At 59.3% G+C, this 18,086-nt stretch carries 18 protein-coding genes; 12 read left to right on the top strand and 6 right to left on the bottom strand.

All coding sequences use genetic code 11. The features are described 5' to 3' along the window. Position 1 precedes the first annotated feature (1 nt). Positions 2-379 carry a hypothetical protein gene (locus tag GGD50_RS06465; protein WP_107108979.1) on the top strand — a complete coding sequence of 126 codons (378 nt, stop codon included), beginning with the start codon at positions 2-4 and terminating at the stop codon, positions 377-379. A gap of 10 nt (positions 380-389) precedes the next feature. After that, entirely contained in the window at positions 390-1,220 is an 831-nt protein-coding gene (locus GGD50_RS06460; protein WP_107108978.1) for a TrmH family RNA methyltransferase, read from the top strand. Positions 1,221-1,244: 24 nt separating this feature from the next. On the opposite strand, the gene GGD50_RS06455 is transcribed toward GGD50_RS06460, so the two are convergent. Both GGD50_RS06455 and GGD50_RS06450 read right to left on the bottom strand, forming a co-directional pair. Then, positions 1,245-2,438, bottom strand: a complete 1,194-nt coding sequence (locus GGD50_RS06455; RefSeq protein WP_107108977.1) for a hypothetical protein — start codon at positions 2,436-2,438, stop codon at positions 1,245-1,247. A 190-nt stretch (positions 2,439-2,628) separates the two neighbouring features. Beyond that, on the bottom strand, positions 2,629-3,240 hold the full coding sequence (locus GGD50_RS06450; protein WP_245407496.1) for a DUF1134 domain-containing protein: 612 nt from the start codon (positions 3,238-3,240) through the stop codon (positions 2,629-2,631). A 306-nt stretch (positions 3,241-3,546) separates the two neighbouring features. Here GGD50_RS06450 and chpT point away from each other — a divergent pair, with 306 nt between their 5' ends. Then, the gene (gene chpT / locus GGD50_RS06445; protein WP_107108975.1) at positions 3,547-4,194 is read left to right on the top strand and encodes a histidine phosphotransferase ChpT; all 648 of its coding nucleotides are present in this window, start codon (positions 3,547-3,549) and stop codon (positions 4,192-4,194) included. A gap of 209 nt (positions 4,195-4,403) precedes the next feature. After that, positions 4,404-4,766, top strand: coding sequence for a response regulator (locus GGD50_RS06440; RefSeq protein WP_107108974.1), 363 nt, complete (start codon positions 4,404-4,406; stop codon positions 4,764-4,766). A gap of 141 nt (positions 4,767-4,907) precedes the next feature. On the opposite strand, the gene ctrA is transcribed toward GGD50_RS06440, so the two are convergent. Next, on the bottom strand, positions 4,908-5,609 hold the full coding sequence (ctrA, locus tag GGD50_RS06435; protein ID WP_028751925.1) for a response regulator transcription factor CtrA: 702 nt from the start codon (positions 5,607-5,609) through the stop codon (positions 4,908-4,910). Between the two features lie 441 nt (positions 5,610-6,050). On the opposite strand from ctrA, the gene GGD50_RS06430 reads away from it, so the two are divergent. Then, positions 6,051-6,407 (top strand): flagellar export protein FliJ, encoded by a 357-nt coding sequence (locus GGD50_RS06430; RefSeq protein WP_028751924.1) that lies wholly within the window; start codon positions 6,051-6,053, stop codon positions 6,405-6,407. Between the two features lie 187 nt (positions 6,408-6,594). Here the strand turns inward: GGD50_RS06430 and GGD50_RS06425 are convergent, their stop codons facing one another. Next, complete coding sequence (locus GGD50_RS06425) at positions 6,595-6,876, bottom strand: GNAT family N-acetyltransferase (protein WP_107108973.1); 282 nt, start codon at positions 6,874-6,876, stop codon at positions 6,595-6,597. Positions 6,877-7,047: 171 nt separating this feature from the next. On the opposite strand from GGD50_RS06425, the gene GGD50_RS06420 reads away from it, so the two are divergent. Beyond that, a complete protein-coding gene (locus GGD50_RS06420; RefSeq protein ID WP_107108972.1) occupies positions 7,048-7,539 on the top strand; it encodes a paraquat-inducible protein A in 492 nt (163 codons plus the stop codon). 34 nt (positions 7,540-7,573) lie between these two features. Here the strand turns inward: GGD50_RS06420 and sciP are convergent, their stop codons facing one another. Together sciP and cysQ are read right to left on the bottom strand one after the other, a co-directional pair. Further along, on the bottom strand, positions 7,574-7,849 hold the full coding sequence (gene sciP, locus GGD50_RS06415; protein WP_004107124.1) for a CtrA inhibitor SciP: 276 nt from the start codon (positions 7,847-7,849) through the stop codon (positions 7,574-7,576). 230 nt (positions 7,850-8,079) lie between these two features. Continuing rightward, positions 8,080-8,874 carry a 3'(2'),5'-bisphosphate nucleotidase CysQ gene (cysQ, locus tag GGD50_RS06410; protein WP_107108971.1) on the bottom strand — a complete coding sequence of 265 codons (795 nt, stop codon included), beginning with the start codon at positions 8,872-8,874 and terminating at the stop codon, positions 8,080-8,082. A gap of 327 nt (positions 8,875-9,201) precedes the next feature. Here cysQ and GGD50_RS06405 point away from each other — a divergent pair, with 327 nt between their 5' ends. From GGD50_RS06405 to GGD50_RS06380, 6 genes are all read left to right on the top strand, one after another. Then, complete coding sequence (locus GGD50_RS06405) at positions 9,202-10,452, top strand: sarcosine oxidase subunit beta family protein (protein ID WP_107108970.1); 1,251 nt, start codon at positions 9,202-9,204, stop codon at positions 10,450-10,452. A 13-nt stretch (positions 10,453-10,465) separates the two neighbouring features. After that, complete coding sequence (locus tag GGD50_RS06400) at positions 10,466-10,744, top strand: sarcosine oxidase subunit delta (RefSeq protein WP_107108969.1); 279 nt, start codon at positions 10,466-10,468, stop codon at positions 10,742-10,744. Beyond that, positions 10,741-13,698 (top strand): sarcosine oxidase subunit alpha family protein, encoded by a 2,958-nt coding sequence (locus GGD50_RS06395; RefSeq protein ID WP_107108968.1) that lies wholly within the window; start codon positions 10,741-10,743, stop codon positions 13,696-13,698. Before GGD50_RS06400 ends, GGD50_RS06395 begins: the two co-directional genes overlap by 4 nt. 7 nt (positions 13,699-13,705) lie before the next feature. Then, positions 13,706-14,260, top strand: coding sequence for a sarcosine oxidase subunit gamma (locus GGD50_RS06390; RefSeq protein ID WP_107108967.1), 555 nt, complete (start codon positions 13,706-13,708; stop codon positions 14,258-14,260). Positions 14,261-14,449: 189 nt separating this feature from the next. Then, a complete protein-coding gene (locus tag GGD50_RS06385; RefSeq protein ID WP_107108966.1) occupies positions 14,450-16,876 on the top strand; it encodes a GcvT family protein in 2,427 nt (808 codons plus the stop codon). Positions 16,877-17,181: 305 nt separating this feature from the next. Continuing rightward, a complete protein-coding gene (locus GGD50_RS06380) occupies positions 17,182-18,084 on the top strand; it encodes a branched-chain amino acid ABC transporter permease (protein ID WP_107108965.1) in 903 nt (300 codons plus the stop codon). Positions 18,085-18,086 lie beyond the last annotated feature (2 nt).

Here is an 18,086-nt window from a genome sequence, read left to right as displayed (position 1 = left end):
GATGACGAATCTCGAGCTAGACGATCAAGAGGAAAAGCCCCTCGATCCGGCCCTGGAAAATGTCCGACGCAAGATGATACGCCTGCAGATCGTCTCGGCTGCCATCATGGTGGTGAGCCTTATGGCGGTGTTCGGCGCTGTTGTCTACAAGACGATGCGCCCCGCGCCGAAAGCGGCGGGCTCTGCTGCCTCGAATATTCCTTCGGAAGCACCGGTGGCAGTGACCGCAGCGCTGCCGCAGGGTTTTACCGTGCAGTCCACGGCGCTTTCCGGAAACCAGGTGCTGTTCTATGGCACGCTTGCTAGCGGCCAGCGCCAGGCTATCGTCTTCGACTATGCTGTCGGACGTATCGTCGCGACCATATCGCTTTCTAACTGACGGCTTTGGGATGACAGGCGACCGGCTGATCGAGATCACGCATCCCGACGATCCGCGCATCGCCGAATTTCGCGATATCCGCGAGCGTGATCTCGTGGGCCGCGACAACCGCTTCATTGCCGAGGGCACGGTAGTGCTGCGGCTTCTGGTCGAAGCGCACGCGGCCGGCGGAGAATTCGTCGCCGAAAAAGTGCTGCTGCTGCGCAACCGCGCCGCGGGGCTGGAAGAAATCATCGCTGCCTTTCCGCCTGACGTGCCGGTCTATGTTGCCGATGCCTCGGTGTTGGACGGCATTGTCGGTTTTCATCTGCACCGCGGCGTGCTGGCGCTCGGCCGGCGCAAGGCGGAAGCGGATATCGACGCCTTTCTCGATCGTTTGCCGGAGCGGGCGCTTGTTCTTGCGGGCTGCGGCATTTCCAATCACGACAATGTCGGTTCGATGTTCCGCAATGCCAGCGCCTTCGGGGCCGATGGGGTGCTGCTCGACGAGACCTGCTGCGATCCGTTGTACCGTAAGGCACTGCGCGTCTCTGTCGGTTCGGTGCTGACCGTGCCCTATAGCCGTCAATTGAGCGATGTCGATCTGCTGACTGCGCTCGCGGAGCGCGGTTTTGCCATCTGGAGCCTTTCTCCGCGCGGCGACACCGATATCCGTGCCGTTCCGCCAGCCGATAGGATGGCGCTGGTGGTCGGCACCGAAGGGGCGGGGTTGCCGCAGAAGATCCTGTCGGCCTTTGGCAGCTTGCGGATACCGCAGGCGCCGGGCCTCGACAGCCTAAACGTGGCAACGGCAAGCGGCATCGCGCTTTTCACGATGGCGTCGTTGATCAAACGCGTCTGAAATTTCCGTCCTTGTATCGAGCGCTCATGGCTGCTTGGGCAGCAGGGCGGCGGCACGGTCGGCAAGGCTGATGCGTGCGCCTTGCTCGGCGGCGGTCGTCTCCTTTGGCAGGAGATCGAGGATCGGAGATTTGTCGCCTTCCTTGAGGGCGGTCAGCGCCACCATGTTGGCGGCGATGTTGGCGATCTCTTCCCGCATGGCCTGATCATGCGAAGGCGAGCGTGATTTTAGCAGGCGGTCGGAAATGGCTGCAGCGCGGTTGCGCACTTCCTCCGTCATTTGAGCGATGTCGTCTTCCACGTTGTGTTCCGGTTCTGCTGCGTTGGCGTCATGATCATCAATGTCCACGATCCTCGGTCCGACCGGGGGCTTGGAGCCGTTGGTCTGTTTCCCTGGCGGAACAAGACCGGCGGCCCGCAGTGCGCGGCCGGCTTCCTCCGCCTCGGCACTGGCCGTTTCCAGTTTTTCCTTTAGGCGTGCCACGTCATGAACGTGGCGTTCGATCGCGGTTTCCTTATCGGCATTGTCCGCAATCTCGCGGTCCAGCCGCTCCTCGAGCCGTTGGGCCTTGTCGCTTCCCTGGCCCAGTCGCAATTCTGCATCCTTGGCGCGGAGGCTTGCAAGGTTCAGGTCGTGGCGCAGCGTGTCGCGCTCGTCCCGCATCGTTTTGAGACGAAGCTTCAGGCTCTCGATTTCGGTCTCGCGGGTGGCAAGATCAATCTTCAGATTGTCGGCGTCGGCGCCCATCTTGGTCATCCGCTTGCGCAGGCCATCGATGTCGGCATCCTTCACTGCTCCGACCTGTTCGGCGGTATGAATGCCGGATTTGAGCTGGCTGATATAGCTTTCCTCACGGCGCAGGCGCGAGCGCAGTTCACCGGCTTCGACCTCGAGATCGTCGATCCTAGTCCGCAATTCGGTGTTTTCGGCGGCGAAGCGACCGGCCTCCTGCTGGAGCTTGCCGTTGCGGATCTGCAGGGCGACGCTCTTGTCGCGCTCCTGCGTCAGCGCCTGCTCGGTCTTGGCGTTTTCGGCGGCGAAAAGGGCGCGCGCCATGTCCTTTTGCGCGCGTACTTCTTGCGGGCTCAGCGGCATGGTCGCTTTCAGCCGTTTTTCCGTGAACCAAACGATGCGGCGATGCACTGCGGGCGCGATCAGGAAGACCAGAAAGGCGGCGGTCAGAAAGCCCAATCCAAACAGTAGAGCGAATTCAATCACGGCGCAGCCAGTATCTAGGAGTTGTTTTCAATCTCAATACAGTGATTAAGCAAATGATTAAGCATGGGGCGGCCATGCGGGCAAGCATTTAAATCGGATATGGTTTACCGGCACCCCGGGCGTTCGCGACAAGAAAAGGCCCGCAATCTGTGCGGGCCAGGGGATGAATCGACGTGATATCGCCGGGGGATCAGAAGGGATTCCAGGTCGGGTTCGGCGTAACCTTGAGGTAGCCCAGGTTGACGCCGAGACGAGCGCCGAGGCCGGTGCGGATCGGCACCAGCACGATGTCGTTGTTCTTCAGCACGGTCATTCCGACGCCGGCGACGACGAAGGCCTGGCCGCTGACGCCGCCAAAGCGGGTGTAGACGCTGTCGATGTTCGGCAGGTCATAGACGAGCATCATGACGCGGGTGCCCTGGCCGCCGTAGTCGAGGCCGAGCGACGGGCCCTGCCAATAGAGCGGGTGCTCGCCGGCGTTCTTGGTGTTGAGCTGGCCTTCGCCATAGGTCAACCCAGCGATGAAGGCGCCGGAGCCTTCCTGGCCGAGGATGTAGCCGTTCGGCAGGCCGTATTGCTGAAAGGCCCGTTCGACCACCTTTGCGAGGCCGCCGCTGGTCGAGCCGAAGAAGGAATGACCGGCATCGACGATTTCCTGCATCGAATATTGGTTGTTGGCCGCGGCGGCGGCCGGACGCACCGGCAGCGCGAAGCTTACGAACGCAACGATGGCTAAGATCAGGCCAAGGCCGACCGTTCTCGTGCCGGGGCGGGGCATTCTCTTCAGGAGTTGATAGCGCATGACATTCATCCGTTCATCATGGTCGGTGCAATCGGGAGCGGATGCCCTGCGCATTCGCACGAACGCGCCGAGTGTACCTCGCTCCTCAGTCCAGACCGTTCCGCCCATGTTCCGCACCGCGAATCGCGTGCGCAAGGATCTGGTGGTGATGAATGCATTTTGCGGCGATCATCTTAACAATCGGTTTACCAAATATGGTGTCTTTATGGCGTGCGGTACGCCGCCTGCGGCAACCCTCGGGCAATCTTGCCGTGGCAACGTAGAATCATACTGCGTTCCGCCTAGTCAGCATTCAGGAGACAATGAATGTCGAAGAATCCGAACCTCACCTTGACCGGACCTGATCTGGCCGCGCTGCTATGCAGCCGCGTTTGCCATGACGTGATCTCCCCGGTCGGTGCGATCAACAATGGCCTGGAGCTGCTCGACGAGGGCGGTGCCGATGCCGATGCGATGGAGCTGATCCGCACAAGCGCGCTCAATGCCTCTGTCCGCCTCAAATTCGCACGCCTTGCCTTCGGTGCGTCCGGCTCGGTCGGCGCCTCGATCGACACGGGCGAAGCAGAACGCGCCGCCAAGGATTTTGCCGCCGCCGAAAAGAAGACCGAGGTCAGTTGGGTTGGTCCGCGCGCCATCGTTGCCAAGAACCGCGTGAAGCTGCTGCTCAATCTCTTTTTGGTCGCTTACGGCTCGATTCCGCGCGGTGGCAATATCGAGGTCACGCTGGAAAATCCCGAATTCGAGGCCAAGTTCACGATCATCGCCAAGGGGCGGATGATGCGCGTGCCGCCGAAATTCGCGGAAATCTGCTCGGGTGCGTTGGAAGAGGCGGTTGATGCCCATTCCATCCAGCCCTATTACACGGTGCTTTTGGCAGACGAGAGTGGCATGGAACTCTCCTATAACGCTACACCGGAAGAGCTGACGTTCACCGCGTCCATGCGCAGCGAATAAGCGCCATTACGCATGATTTATCTGATGATCCCGCCGCCGAATGTCCGGTGGCGGGATTATCTTTAGGTGTATCGCCGCCCTCGCACATTCTTTCGGTTGTTCGCGCAATTATGAATACAACGGTAACGATTCCTTAGCCTCGTGCGCCTATCGTCCCAATTTGAGGATGGCGCCAGATAGGTGGGCGGCCGTGCGTAAAGGAGTTGATGATGCAGCGATTCATGATTACGGACGCGTCGGATGTCGTGCGTAAGGTCGGCAAGCGGATTCTCTCCGAGCTCGATTTTCTTGTCAGCGAAGCCGCCGATGCCCGTGAAGCGCTGTCGCGGTGCCAGGCTGAAATCCCTGACTATCTGATCGTCGACGCCGGCATGGAAGGCGCCCTCGATCTCATTGCCAGCATCCGCGCCATGCCGGATGGCAAAGACGTCAAGATCTACTACTGTGTCGTCGAGGCGGATTTGCGCAAGCTGATGGCGGGCAAACGCGCTGGTGCCACCGATTTTCTGCTGAAGCCTTTCGACCGCAAGATCCTGACGGCGGTTTTCGGCAATCGGGCCATCGCGGCCTAATATCTGACGCCAGATATTGACGGAATGGACGACGGCCGCTTTTTGAGCGGCCTTATTTTTTGCATCTATGAGATAGGCAACAAAAAATCCCGCCGGAAGGGCGGGATTTTTGATGGTTCGGCGGTGATCGGGGAGGGCGGCTTAGGCGCTTTCGGCGAACTCGCTGCTGTCGGGCTCGCGCAGCACATAACCACGGCCCCATACGGTTTCGATATAGTTGGCGCCGCCGGCGGCGTTAGCGAGCTTCTTGCGCAGCTTGCAGATGAAGACGTCGATGATCTTCAGTTCCGGCTCGTCCATGCCGCCATAGAGGTGGTTGAGGAACATTTCCTTGGTGAGGGTGGTGCCCTTGCGGAGCGAAAGCAGCTCCAGCATCTGGTATTCCTTGCCGGTCAGATGCACGCGCTGGCCACCGACTTCGACGGTCTTGGCGTCGAGATTGACGATCAGTTCGCCGGTCATGATCACCGACTGGGCATGGCCCTTGGAGCGGCGAACGATGGCGTGAATGCGGGCGACCAGCTCGTCCTTGTGGAAAGGCTTGGTCATGTAGTCGTCGGCACCGAAGCCGAGACCGCGAACCTTGTCTTCAATACCGGCCATGCCGGAGAGGATCAGGATCGGTGTCTTGACCTTCGACAGACGCAGCGTACGAAGCACTTCGTAGCCGGACATGTCGGGAAGGTTAAGATCAAGTAGAATGATATCGTAGTCGTAGAGCTTTCCGAGATCGACGCCTTCTTCACCGAGATCGGTGGTGTAGACGTTGAAACTTTCGGATTTGAGCATCAGCTCGATGCTCTGCGCTGTCGCGCTATCGTCTTCAATGAGTAGAACCCGCATAATTATCCCCTTTACCGCCGCCGAAAGGTCGTCAGCCCCCTTACGCGATACCGATCAAATCACTGCCTGATTTGGAAGCTGCCACGGAATGGTTAACAAATTCTGATTCACTCTGGCAAGACGTATCGAATTTATTAAATAATTTTTCCATTCCACTGTTTTCCAATAATAATCAGCAAATATCTTTCCTAAGGTGTTGCATTAAGAAGACACGCTAAGTGATTCATTCGACTCACCAATGCCAACATCTCGAATTCCGATCGCGGCATTTACTGACCCTTAAATGATCGTCCCTATCATTAACGATGCCCGTAAACGAAAGGTTACCAGCGGTAGGTTTTTATTAAGATCGCTGGAAATTTTTTTAACCAAGCCGTTTCAAAGCGGTGCGGTGGGTCAACATATCGAGAGCCGGGGTCTCGCATCACGGGAGTAATGCGTATGAAGTCACGTGAGAGCCTAACGCGCCTGAAGGAGTTTCAGGTGAACGAAAAACGCCGTCAACTGCAGCAACTGCAGATGATGATGGCGGAATTCGACCGTATGACAAAGGATCTGGAGAGCCAGATCGTGCTGGAAGAGAAAAAGTCCGGCATTTCCGATCCGAACCACTTTGCCTATCCGACCTTTGCCAAGGCCGCACGTCAGCGCGCGGACAATCTGCAAGTGTCGATCCGGGAATTGCAGGTGCAGGAAGAGGCGCTGGAAACATCGCTGGAAGAAATGCAGGCCGAATATGCCAAGGCCGCAGCGCTCGAAGAGCGCGATGGCTCGGGCCCGATGAGGGCACGCGCCTGAATTAACCATTCTGTCGCCATGTCTTGATCCTCACATAGTTCCGTTCCGAAATCGGAACGATTTTTGGGATTATGCGAGAAGCGACGGAAGGCGGCTCGAAAGCCGTGCATGACTGGCCATGGTGGATGGCCGGCCATGCACGGCTTTTGGTGTTTTCAAAAGGAGATTCTCGATCTCCAGTGCGCGGCTACATATTCACCACATCGCGCCATTCTTCGTGGCGCTGGGCCTGCGCCTTGAAAAAAGGGCAGAGTGGAATGATCTTCCAGCCGCCATTGCGGGCCTCTTCGACGGCGTGAAGGGCGAGCGCCTGACCGACGCCCTTGCCGCGAAGCGCATCGGGAACACCGGTATGGTCGATGATGATCAGCTTGGGGGAGGCGCGCGAGAAGGTCATCTCGGCTTCGTGGCCCTCGACTGTCGCGACATAGCGTCCGCCCGATGCGTTGTCTTCGTTGCGGATGTCCATGATTGTCCTCTGACCTGCAATGTTTCGGTTCGACGTCGGTTAACGTCCTGTCTTAGGTCGATGCTAACAAACCTGTCGCCGCTGGCAAGCAGCGGTCGCTGAGGGTTGCCGCCGTTCGAAAAACGATTTTGATTTTCGGGCTTCTGCGCTATGCGGGCTGTGATAAGGGCGATGCAACCACTTGAGAGGTTTCAGGCACCAATGCGCAATCTGCAAGCTGTGCTTCTGGTCACTGTCCCGTTTCTGCTAGCTTTCGGCCTTGTGTTGCCGCTGGTCCGTCTCGAAAAGCTTTATTTCTTCAGCGATACGCCATCCTTGCTCGGCATCATCGCTTCCCTCTGGCAGACGGAAAACTATCTTCTTGCCGCCATTGTCGCGCTGGTCTCCGTGGCGCTGCCGATCTTGAAGACCGTGAGCCTTGCCGTTGAAGCGATGGGAACGCGGAGAAAAAGTGAGGGCGGGTTCTTTTTCGACCATATCGTGCCGCAGTTGGCGCGCTGGTCGATGGCGGACGTGCTGCTGGTGGCGATCGTCATTGCCGCCGCCAAGACCAGTGGGTTCGCCACTGCGTTTACGCAGCCGGGCCTATGGTTCTATGCGGGTTCCACCATGATTTCGGGCCTTCTTCATATCCTGTTGAGGAAGGAAAAAGGCCCGAAATAAAGATCAAACTGATGTCGCGTCGGTGTTGCAGCCGTCAGTGACGATACTGCTGTATGCGGGTCGTCCGCAGGCCGGCAAGACCATGGGTATTGATGGACGACTGCCAGGAGAGGAATTCTTCGACAGTGAGCGTATAACGCTCGCAAGCTTCTTCCAAGCTCAGCAGACCACCGCGCACCGCGGCGACAACCTCGGCCTTACGACGGATAACCCAGCGGCGCGTGTTCGGCGGCGGCAGGTCGGCGATCGTAAGCGGGCTGCCATCGGGGCCGATGACATACTTCACTCGGGGACGTATCATTTCGGTCATTGGACTCTCTACACATACTCAAGACCACGGGAGCCACTCTAACTTGCCACATTTAAAAATTGCCTAAGCGCTTGGTAACACTTTGATAATAATTTTAAGGAAAGCCGGCGCGAGCTGATTTGCGTGGTGATGGCGACGCAGAAAATCCGGCAATTCGCTGTTATCGCAACGGAAAAGCCGGTTGTTCTATGAGTTTTCGTCAGTGAAAACTTACGCTTCTGGAGTGGTGTTTAGGCGTCGACCAGGCTTTTCCCGCCGCCCCAGCAGATGAAATTGGGGTTGGCAAAATCGCTATCTTCGCTCTGATCGATCTTGCCGTAAGCAAGCGGGCGGCCATCGAGCGTGACGGTCGAGCCGCCTGCAGCGCGCAAAACTGCGTCACCGGCGGCCGTGTCCCATTCCATCGTGCGCGTGAAGCGCGGATAGACGTCGGCCTTGCCTTCGGCCAGCAGGCAGAATTTCAGGGAAGAGCCGATCGACGTGCAGGCGGTGACGGCATTTTCCGCCAGGAAACTATCCGTCTTCGGGCTGCTGTTGCAGCGGCTGGCGAGCGCCAGCAAATGCTCGGGCCGGGCGCGTACCGCGATTGCGGAACGGTCGGCAATGGTGAAATGGTCGGTGACGGCGAGCTTACGTGCCTTGCCGGCCTCGCCGGTGAAGGCAATGCCGAGCGCCGGCGCAAAGACGATCCCGGCGACCGGGACGCCATTCTGGATATAGGCGATATTGACGGTGAACTCGTCGCGATGTTCGATGAATTCGCGCGTACCGTCGAGCGGATCCACCAGGAAGAAAGGGCGGCCGCGAACGTCGGGAATCTTACCGGCAGACACCGATTCCTCGGCAACCGCGGGAATGGCCGGAAAGTCGCGCGTCAGATGTTCGAGAATAATGTGCTCGGCGCGTTCATCGGCAATGGTGACGGGACTCATATCCTGCTTCAAGGCGACGGCATAACCGGCACGGTAGACCTCCAATATGGCCTTACCTGCCTCAAGGGCCGCTTTTTCAAAGGTCGCGAGCATTCGCCTTGTCGTCTTTCCGCAGCTCGTCCGTGTTTCGAGCTTAAAGATATAATATTTAAGAGGTCTTCACTTCAAAATTTAGACCTCGTGCCGATCACGTTTCAACCGCCTAACGCTTGGATCGGGCTTCTGCAACGGGGGTTCGCATCCATGCGCCGTTGTCGACAACATCTCTGGGTGCCGCGTGTTCTTTAAGATACAGTGCCTCGCCTTGCTGCGCATTCGGGAAAGAACATGTTCTGTTTGCGAAGGTTTTCCGTCCTTTCCGGACTTGTCGTTTCTGCTGCATATGCAAATGTGTAGCCGCGTAGAGACCGGGATTGATACATGCGTTATTCGGCATATCAGCTTCTGAAGCAGGCGCTTTCAGGAAACCGTCATTGGCAGCCTGTCTGGCGAACTCCGGAGCCGAAATCGCATTATGACGTCATCATCGTCGGTGGTGGCGGGCATGGACTGGCAACGGCCTATTATCTCGCCAAGGAGTTCGGCATTACCAACGTCGCGGTCTTGGAAAAGAGCTATCTCGGCTCCGGCAATGTGGGCCGCAATACCACGATCATCCGCTCCAACTATCTCTTGCCCGGCAACGAGCCGTTCTATGAATTTTCGATGCAGCTTTGGGAAGGGTTGGAGCGGGATTTCAATTACAATGCCATGATCTCCCAGCGCGGTATCATCAATCTTTTCCACTCCGATGGGCAACGCGACGCCTATGCCCGGCGCGGCAATGCCATGCGGATGCACGGGGTCGATGCGGAACTGCTGAACCGCGATCAGGTCCGCAAGATGATGCCCTATCTCAATTTCGATCACGCGCGCTTTCCGATCCTGGGCGGGTTGCTGCAGGCGCGGGGCGGCACAGCGCGGCACGATGCCGTCGCCTGGGGCTATGCGCGCGGCGCCGACAGCCGCGGCGTCGATCTCATCCAGCAATGCGAGGTGATTGGCATTCGCCGCGAAGGTGGCGTGGTGACCGGTGTCGAGACCACGCGCGGCTTCATCGGCTGCAACAAGCTGGCGCTGGCGGCGGCTGGCCATACTTCTATTCTTGGGCGCATGGCGGATCTGGAACTGCCGATCGAAACCCATGTGCTGCAGGCGTTCGTCACGGAAGGGCTGAAGCCGGTACTCGATCACGTCATCACCTACGGCGCCGGCCACTTCTATATATCGCAGTCGGATAAGGGCGGTTTGGTCTTCGGCGCCGATATCGACTATTACAGCTCCTATGCTCAGCGCGGCAATCTCGCCACCGTCGAACATACGATGGAGGAGGGGGTGTCGCTGATCCCCGGCCTGTCGCGCGTCCGCGTGCTGCGTAGCTGGGGCGGGGTGATGGATATGAGCATGGACGGCTCGCCGATCATCGACCGCACGCCGATCGACAATCTCTATTTGAACTGCGGCTGGAATTATGGCGGCTTCAAAGCGACGCCCGCCTCCGGCTTCTGCTTCGCGCACCTGATCGCAAAGGGTGAAAGCCATGAGGTCAGCCGCCTCCTGCGCCTCGATCGTTTCGAACGCGGTTTTGTGATCGATGAAAGCGGCAAGGGTCCGCAGCCGAATCTGCATTGAGGGCACGAAACAAATGGCAAGCCTGATCACCTGCCCGCATTGCGGCACGCGCCCGAAAGAAGAGTTCACCATTCGCGGTTCTGCTTCCGCCGATCGTCCGGCGCCATCCGCACCGGATGAAGACTGGCATCGTTATGTCTATATCCGAGACAACGAGCGCGGGCGCATTCTCGAATATTGGCACCATGCGGCCGGTTGCCGCCGCTGGCTGATCGTCGACCGCAGCAATGTCACCCATGAGGTCTTCTCCGTCACCGATGCCGCGGACAAGGCGAAGGAGGCGGCGCAATGACGGCCTATCGCCTTTCTTCCGGCGGCCTCGTCAACCGCAGCCGGCCGCTTTCGTTCAAGTTCGACGGTAGGGAAATGAAGGGGATGGAGGGCGATACGCTCGCCGCAGCCCTTCTTGCCAACGACCAATTGCTCGTTGGCCGCAGCTTCAAATATCATCGTCCGCGCGGAATTCTGACGGCGGGCTCGGCCGAGCCGAACGCGCTGGTGACGATCGGTAAGGATGGGCGCGGGGAGCCGAATACACGCGCCACAGTCGCCGAACTCTATCAAGGCATGACCGCCGTCAGCCAGAACCGCTGGCCGTCACTGAAGTATGACATTGCCTCGTTCAATGGTCTCCTCTCGCCCTTCCTCGGCGCCGGCTTCTACTACAAGACCTTCATGTGGCCCTCGGCTTTCTGGGAAAAGGTTTATGAGCCGCTGATCCGCCGTGCCGCCGGTCTCGGCAAGACGGCGATGCGGGCCGATCCCGATCGCTATGAGAAGGCCTGGGCGTATTGTGATCTGCTGGTGATCGGTTCCGGCCCGGCCGGGCTGATGGCGGCGCTGACGGCTGCGCGCACGGGGCTCCGCATCATTCTTGCAGACGAAGGATTTCGTCTGGGCGGATCGCTGCTGTCGGAGAGATTGTCGATCGGCGGCGTCGCCGCGGATGTTTTCGTTCATGCGGCGCTCGACGAACTCCAGAGCTTCGAGAACGTCACTTTGATGCCACGCACGACGGTCTTCGGCTGGTACGACGACAATGTCTTCGGTGCGGTCGAAAAAGTGCAGAAGCATGTGGCGATGCCGTCGCCCGATCTGCCGGTCGAGCGTCTCTGGCGCATCGCCGCCAAACGCGCCATCCTGGCGACCGGCGCGGAAGAGCGGCCCCTGGTGTTTGGCGGCAATGACAGACCGGGCGTGATGATGGCTGGTGCGATGCGCAGCTATCTCAATCGCTATGGCGTTGTGGCGGGCCAGAAGGTGGCGGTGTTCACCAATGGCGGGTCCGGCTATCGCACGGCACTGGATCTGGCGGCGGAAGGCGTCGAAATATCGGCCATTATTGATACGCGCAGCGCCTCTTCAGATGTTGCGCCGCAGGGTGTTCGCATCATTCATGGCGGCACCGTACAGGCCACGAAGGGCCGGCATCGCATCAGCGGCGTGATTGCCGATCGTGGCGGCTTGGACGAATTTATCGCCTGCGATGCGCTTGCCATGTCCGGCGGCTGGTCGCCGATCATTCATCTTGCCTGTCAGCGTGGCGCAAAGCCGGTGTGGTCGGACGAGCAACAGGCCTTCATGGCGCCGACGGTCGGCGGCGAGATGGAGATTGCCGGATCGGCTGCGGGTATCGACAGTGTTTCCGGCTGTCTCGCCGATGGCGCTGCAAAGGCACGGTTGATCGTCCAAAGTCTCGGGCGCAGGGCGCAGGAGGCTGAGATGCCGGAGGTCGAAGGCGATTACGATCCGTCCTTTGCGGCCATCTGGCATGTGCCGGGCGCCAAGGACAAGGCTTTCGTCGACTTCCAGAACGATGTGCATGCGAAAGACTTGGGCTTGGCCCTGCGCGAAGGCTTTGGTCATGTGGAGCACGCCAAGCGTTATACGACGAGCGGAATGGCGACCGACCAGGGTAAACTCGGCAATGTCAACGCCGCCGGCCTCATCGCCGGCATGCGCGGCGTCAGCCCGGCGGCTGTCGGCACGACGACGTTCCGGCCTTTCTATACGCCCGTCTCCTTCGGTGCCCTGGCGGGTACGGCGCGCGATAAGCATGCGCAGCCGGTGCGGGAATCACCTCTGCATGGCTGGGCGAAGAAAAATGGTGCGACCTTCGTCGAAGCGGGCCTTTGGTATCGCTCCGCCTGGTTTGCGCGCCCGGGTGAGAAAGACTGGCGCGACAGCGTCGACCGCGAGGTGCTGAATGTCCGCAACAATGTCGGCCTCTGCGATGTCTCGACGCTCGGCAAGATCGAAGTGTTCGGCAAGGATGCGGCGGAGTTTCTCAACCGGCTCTATTCCAATACCTTTTTGAAACTGCCGATCGGCAAGGCGCGCTATGGGCTGATGCTGCGCGAGGACGGCATGGTGTTCGACGACGGGACGACGAGCCGGCTGTCGCCAAACCATTTCTTCCTCACCACCACGACCGCGATGGCTGGAGAGGTGATGGCGCATATGGAATTCTGCGCCCAGACCCTTTGGCCGCAGCTCGACGTGCGTTTCGTCTCCTCGTCGGATCAATGGGCACAGATGGCGATTGCTGGGCCGAAGGCGCGGCTGGTTCTGGAACAGATTGTCGAGGACGATATTTCCGACGCGTTCTTCCCGTTCCTTGCCGCCGCAGAAGTGATGCTGAAGGGCGGTTTGAAGGCGAGACTGTTCCGCATCTCTTTCTCCGGTGAACTGGCCTATGAGCTCGCCGTTCCCGCTGGCTATGGCGAGGCTGTGGCGGATGCCATTATGGAAGCGGGTAAGGCGCACAGTATTTGCGCTTACGGGGTTGAGGCGCTGAATGTGCTCCGCGTCGAGAAGGGGCATATCACCCACAATGAGCTGGATGGCCGCACCACGCCCGATGATGTAGGCCTCGGCCGGATGATGGCGACGCAGAAGCCGGATTTCATCGGCAAGCGGCTTTCGACCCGCTTTGGCCTGACCGCCGCCGATCGTGTCCAGCTCGTCGGGCTGAAGCCAGTCGATGCCACCAAGGAAATCCGGGCGGGTGCGCACCTCCTGAAAGAAGGCGCAAAGCCGTCGACGGCGAATGATCAGGGCCATGTTTCTTCCGCCTGCTTCTCACCGGTTCTTGGCCATTTCATCGCATTGGCCTTCCTGAAATCCGGCCGCGAGCGGATCGGTGAACATGTGATCGTCTGGGATGGGTTGCGCGGCGAGGAGGTGATTGCCGAGGTGTGCAATCCGGTCTTCGTCGATCCTGCCAACAAGAAGCTTTTGGGATGAGGGATCGATGAGCGTCGCATATCAGAACCGGCATGTGCTGGAAGACCACATCTCCGGCTTCGAGGCGGAACCCAATCCGAACCATCTCGCCGTCGTCCGCCGTCCCGTTATATTTTCCGTGCTCGCCCATGCGGGCCAGGAAGCCTGGACGTTGGCGGCGCTGAACGCCATGGCGGATATTTCGGTGCGCCAGGCGGGGCCGGGCGAGTGGCTGGTGGTGTCGGACGTGTTGGGAGCCGAGAGCCTGGCGCGTGATCTTGCGCTATTGGATGCCGGCCGCGTTTCCTTCTTCGAACAAAGCGACGGCCGTGTGCTGCTGCGCCTTTCGGGTCCGAGTGTCCGGCGTATTCTGGCGAAATGCGTGGCTGTGGACTTGCACCCGCAGGTCTTCGCCGAGGGGCGGTCGGCCAACATGCTGTGCTGCCACGTCAGCGCCAATCTGGCCCACACCGGCCCCTACCTTTTCGAGATCATCGTCCCTCGCTCCTATGCCGGAAGCGTCTTCGAGGAGCTGATGGAGATGGGGCGCGAGTTCGCCCTGACGGCAGGGTTTGCTGATTGAGCGGCTAAGGGCTTATGCGCCAGGAAATAAATGGCGCGATCCGAACAATTGTGATGGCGCAAACAGACATATCGGTTTCGCAGTTCGGGCTATTTGGCCTCACGGATAGTCTCTAGGCTGCCCTGCAAATACGGTCGGTTGGGCGGGGAAACTCTCGCCGACTTCGCGCCGAACACAGGGGATTTCGGGATGAAAAGCCATGCCAAGGTCGTCGTCATCGGCGGTGGGGTCGTCGGATGTTCGGTGCTTTATCATCTGACGAAATTCGGCTGGACGGATGTCGTGCTGCTGGAGCGCTCCGAGCTGACATCGGGTTCGACCTGGCACGCGGCCGGCGGCATGCACACGATCAATGGCGATCCCAACGTCGCCAAGCTGCAGAAATATACGGTCGAGCTCTACAAGGAAATCCAGGACTATTCCGGCCAGGATATCGGCCTGCACATGACGTCCGGCCTGATGCTGGCGGCGACGCCGCAGCGTTTCGACTGGCTGAAATCGATCCTCGCCAAAGGGCGTTACAACGGCCTGGAGGCGACATTGCTGACGCCGAAGGAAGCGCATGCGATGATGCCGCTTCTTGATCCCGACCAGTTCGTCGGCGCGCTCTATGATCCCGTCGAAGGTCATCTCGATCCCTATGGCACCACGCATGCCTATGCGCGCTCGGCAAAGAAGAACGGTGCAGAGATTTACCTGCACACCAAGGTCGAGGAGCTGGTGCAGCGCGAGGACGGTTCCTGGCGGGTGATGACCAATCAGGGCGAGATCGTCGCTGAGCATGTCGTCAATGCCGCCGGCCTCTGGGCGCGCGAGGTAGGCCGCATGGTCGGGCTGGAACTGCCGGTGCTTGCTATGGAGCACATGTATCTGATCACCGAGGACATGCCGGAGGTTGCCGACTTCAACAGGACGACCGGTAAGGAGCTGATGCACTGCGTCGATTTCGACGGCGAGATCTATCTGCGCCAAGAGCGGCAGGGCATGCTGATGGGCACATACGAAAAGGCTTGTCGCCCCTGGTCGCCGGTGACGACGCCCTGGGATTTTGGCCATGAGCTGCTGGCCGAGGATATCGAGCGCATCACGCCAGAACTCGAAGTCGGTTTCCGCCATTTCCCCGCCTTCAACAATGCCGGCATCAAGAAGATTATCAACGGCCCCTTTACCTTCTCGCCGGATGGCAATCCGCTGGTCGGGCCGGTGCGGGGGCTGACGAACTACTGGTCTGCCTGCGCGGTCATGGCCGGCTTCAGCCAGGGCGGCGGCGTGGGGCTGGCGCTTGCCAACTGGATGATCCATGGCGATCCCGGCTTCGACGTCTTCGCCATGGATGTCTCCCGTTACGGTGACTATGCGACGCTGGCATATACCAACGCCAAGGTGCGCGAGAACTATGCGCGGCGTTTCTCCATCCGCTATCCCAACGAGGAACTGCCGGCGGCACGGCCGCTGCTGACGACGCCGATCTACGACAAGCTCAAATCTGCTGGTGGCGTCTTCGGCGCATCTTATGGACTGGAACAGGCACTGTGGTTCGCGCCGGCGGGTGAAGCGGATGAGTTCTCCTGGCGGCGTTCCAATGATTTCGACGTGGTCGGCGCGGAGGCGAAGGCGGTGCGCGACAGCGTCGGCCTGATGGAGACCTCCGGCTTTGCCAAATATTCGGTCAAGGGACCGGGCGCGGAAGCCTTTCTTGATCGGCTGCTGGCCTGCCGTATTCCGGCCGTCGGCCGTATGACGCTGGCGCCGATGCTGAAGCATGACGGCAAGCTGATAGGCGACTTCACGCTCGCCAAACTGGGCGAGGGGGATTTCCTCGTCATAGGCTCCGGCATAGCCGAGGCCTATCATATGCGCTGGTTCGAGAGCCAATTGCCCAAGGACGGATCGGTAGAGCTGAAGGCGCTCGGTCTGTCGCTGCTTGGACTTTCGATCGCGGGGCCGAATGCGCGCAAGCTCTTGGAAAAGCTGACGCATCAGGATCTCTCCGCAGCCGCTTTTCCTTTCATGTCCATCCGCCGCATGGATCTCGGCATGGCGCCCGCCATCGTCGGCCGCGTCTCCTACACCGGCGATCTCGGTTATGAGATCTGGATGAAGCCGGAATATCAGCGCTACCTCTTCGATCTGTTGATGGAGGCGGGTGCCGAATTCGGTATCAAGCTCTTCGGTCTTAGGGCATTGAACGCGCTACGCCTCGACAAATCCTATGGCAGTTGGGCACGCGAATACCGCCCGCTTTATGGGCCGCTGGAGGCGGGGCTTGGCCGATTCGTGGCGCTATCCAAGGAGGCCGATTTCATCGGCAAATCGGTGGCGGCCAGGGAGAAGGCGGAGGGAGGGGCCTTGCGGCTGCGCACGTTTATTCTCGCAGCGAAAGATGCCGATGTTATCGGTGATGAGCCGATCTATCACAACGGCGCCGTCTGCGGCTGGGTGACCTCGGGCGGCTATGCGCACGCCTCCGGCGTCTCGGTCGCCGTTGGTTACGTGCCGAAAGAGATTGCCGACGAGACGCAGGGATGGTCGATCGAACTGCTCGGCGAAATACTGCCTGCGACATTGCAGTCGCAGCCGTTGTTCGATGCCGAAGGTGCGCGCATGCGCTCCTGACCGTCAGGTCTGAAGGGAAGAGAGCGGGCTTCTCAGGAGCCCGTTTCTGAAGAGATTTTTTTGACCGAAATACACAGGCGGATTGTCTTGGCTATTTTTGAGCCAGAGAATGCTGTTTTTCTATCTTTTCTGGCTCGAATTGCGTCATTGCGCCGCCTTTTGAAAAGATTTTGTCAATTTCCTGCCTTTTTGGCTTCACATTTCCTTCGAAAACAGTATGGAATCGCCCCTACGGGCCCTCTTGAAGGAAACCCTAACCAATAAGAGATGCGGTCGATGAACTCCGCATCCAGGGGAAATGACATATGGATTATTTTATCCAGCAGCTCCTTAACGGGCTGACTCTCGGGTCAATTTACGGCCTGATCGCCATTGGCTATACCATGGTTTACGGCATCATCGGCATGATCAACTTTGCTCATGGCGACGTGTTCATGCTCGGCGGATTCGCCGCTCTTATCACTTACCTGGTTCTCGTATCGCTGTTTGCAGGACTGCCGGTGGCAATCATGCTTCTGGTGATGCTCATCGTCGCCATGTTGATGACGAGCCTGTGGAATTGGGTGATCGAGCGTGTCGCTTATCGGCCGCTGCGCGGTTCGTTCCGCCTGGCGCCGCTGATCACCGCGATCGGCATGTCGATCGTGCTGTCGAACTTCATCCAGGTCGCACAGGGCCCGCGCAACAAGCCGATCCCGACGCTGGTGGGCGATGTCTACAACATCGGCGGCGTATCGCTGTCGTTGAAGCAGATCATCATCTTCATCTGCACGGTCGTTCTGCTCGCTGCTTTCTGGTATCTGGTCAACAAGACCGCGCTTGGCCGCGCCCAGCGCGCCACGGAGCAGGATCGCAAGATGGCGGCACTGCTTGGCATCAATGTCGACCGCACCATTTCCGTCACCTTCATCATGGGCGCAGCGCTCGCCGCTGTCGCTGGCACGATGTACCTGATGTATTATGGTGTCGCCAACTTTACCGATGGCTTCGTTCCCGGTGTCAAGGCGTTCACCGCGGCCGTTCTCGGAGGCATCGGCTCGTTGCCGGGTGCCGTTCTCGGCGGACTGATGATCGGTTTCATCGAGTCGTTCTGGTCGGGCAATTTCGCTATCGCGTACAAGGATGTCGCGACCTACGGCATCTTGGCCTACGTGTTGATCTTCAAGCCGACGGGTATTCTCGGACGGCCGGAAGTCGAAAAGGTATAACG

Origin of the sequence: Martinezella paranaensis (assembly GCF_014200235.1) — a bacterium.
In the GTDB taxonomy this organism is placed as follows: Bacteria; Pseudomonadota; Alphaproteobacteria; order Rhizobiales; family Rhizobiaceae; genus Rhizobium; species Rhizobium paranaense.
The sequence above is the reverse complement of the archived record's forward strand: the minus strand, read 5'-3'. Positions and strand labels throughout refer to the sequence as shown.

Coding starts and splice junctions, on each gene's coding strand:
- GGD50_RS06465 (WP_107108979.1), top strand. CDS start 2: ATGACGAATCTCGAGCTAGACGATCAAGAGGAAAAGCCCCTCGATCCG.
- GGD50_RS06460 (WP_107108978.1), top strand. CDS start 390: ATGACAGGCGACCGGCTGATCGAGATCACGCATCCCGACGATCCGCGC.
- GGD50_RS06450 (WP_245407496.1), bottom strand. CDS start 3,240: ATGCGCTATCAACTCCTGAAGAGAATGCCCCGCCCCGGCACGAGAACG.
- chpT (WP_107108975.1), top strand. CDS start 3,547: ATGTCGAAGAATCCGAACCTCACCTTGACCGGACCTGATCTGGCCGCG.
- GGD50_RS06440 (WP_107108974.1), top strand. CDS start 4,404: ATGCAGCGATTCATGATTACGGACGCGTCGGATGTCGTGCGTAAGGTC.
- ctrA (WP_028751925.1), bottom strand. CDS start 5,609: ATGCGGGTTCTACTCATTGAAGACGATAGCGCGACAGCGCAGAGCATC.
- GGD50_RS06430 (WP_028751924.1), top strand. CDS start 6,051: ATGAAGTCACGTGAGAGCCTAACGCGCCTGAAGGAGTTTCAGGTGAAC.
- GGD50_RS06425 (WP_107108973.1), bottom strand. CDS start 6,876: ATGGACATCCGCAACGAAGACAACGCATCGGGCGGACGCTATGTCGCG.
- GGD50_RS06420 (WP_107108972.1), top strand. CDS start 7,048: ATGCAACCACTTGAGAGGTTTCAGGCACCAATGCGCAATCTGCAAGCT.
- sciP (WP_004107124.1), bottom strand. CDS start 7,849: ATGACCGAAATGATACGTCCCCGAGTGAAGTATGTCATCGGCCCCGAT.
- cysQ (WP_107108971.1), bottom strand. CDS start 8,874: ATGCTCGCGACCTTTGAAAAAGCGGCCCTTGAGGCAGGTAAGGCCATA.
- GGD50_RS06405 (WP_107108970.1), top strand. CDS start 9,202: ATGCGTTATTCGGCATATCAGCTTCTGAAGCAGGCGCTTTCAGGAAAC.
- GGD50_RS06400 (WP_107108969.1), top strand. CDS start 10,466: ATGGCAAGCCTGATCACCTGCCCGCATTGCGGCACGCGCCCGAAAGAA.
- GGD50_RS06395 (WP_107108968.1), top strand. CDS start 10,741: ATGACGGCCTATCGCCTTTCTTCCGGCGGCCTCGTCAACCGCAGCCGG.
- GGD50_RS06390 (WP_107108967.1), top strand. CDS start 13,706: ATGAGCGTCGCATATCAGAACCGGCATGTGCTGGAAGACCACATCTCC.
- GGD50_RS06385 (WP_107108966.1), top strand. CDS start 14,450: ATGAAAAGCCATGCCAAGGTCGTCGTCATCGGCGGTGGGGTCGTCGGA.
- GGD50_RS06380 (WP_107108965.1), top strand. CDS start 17,182: ATGGATTATTTTATCCAGCAGCTCCTTAACGGGCTGACTCTCGGGTCA.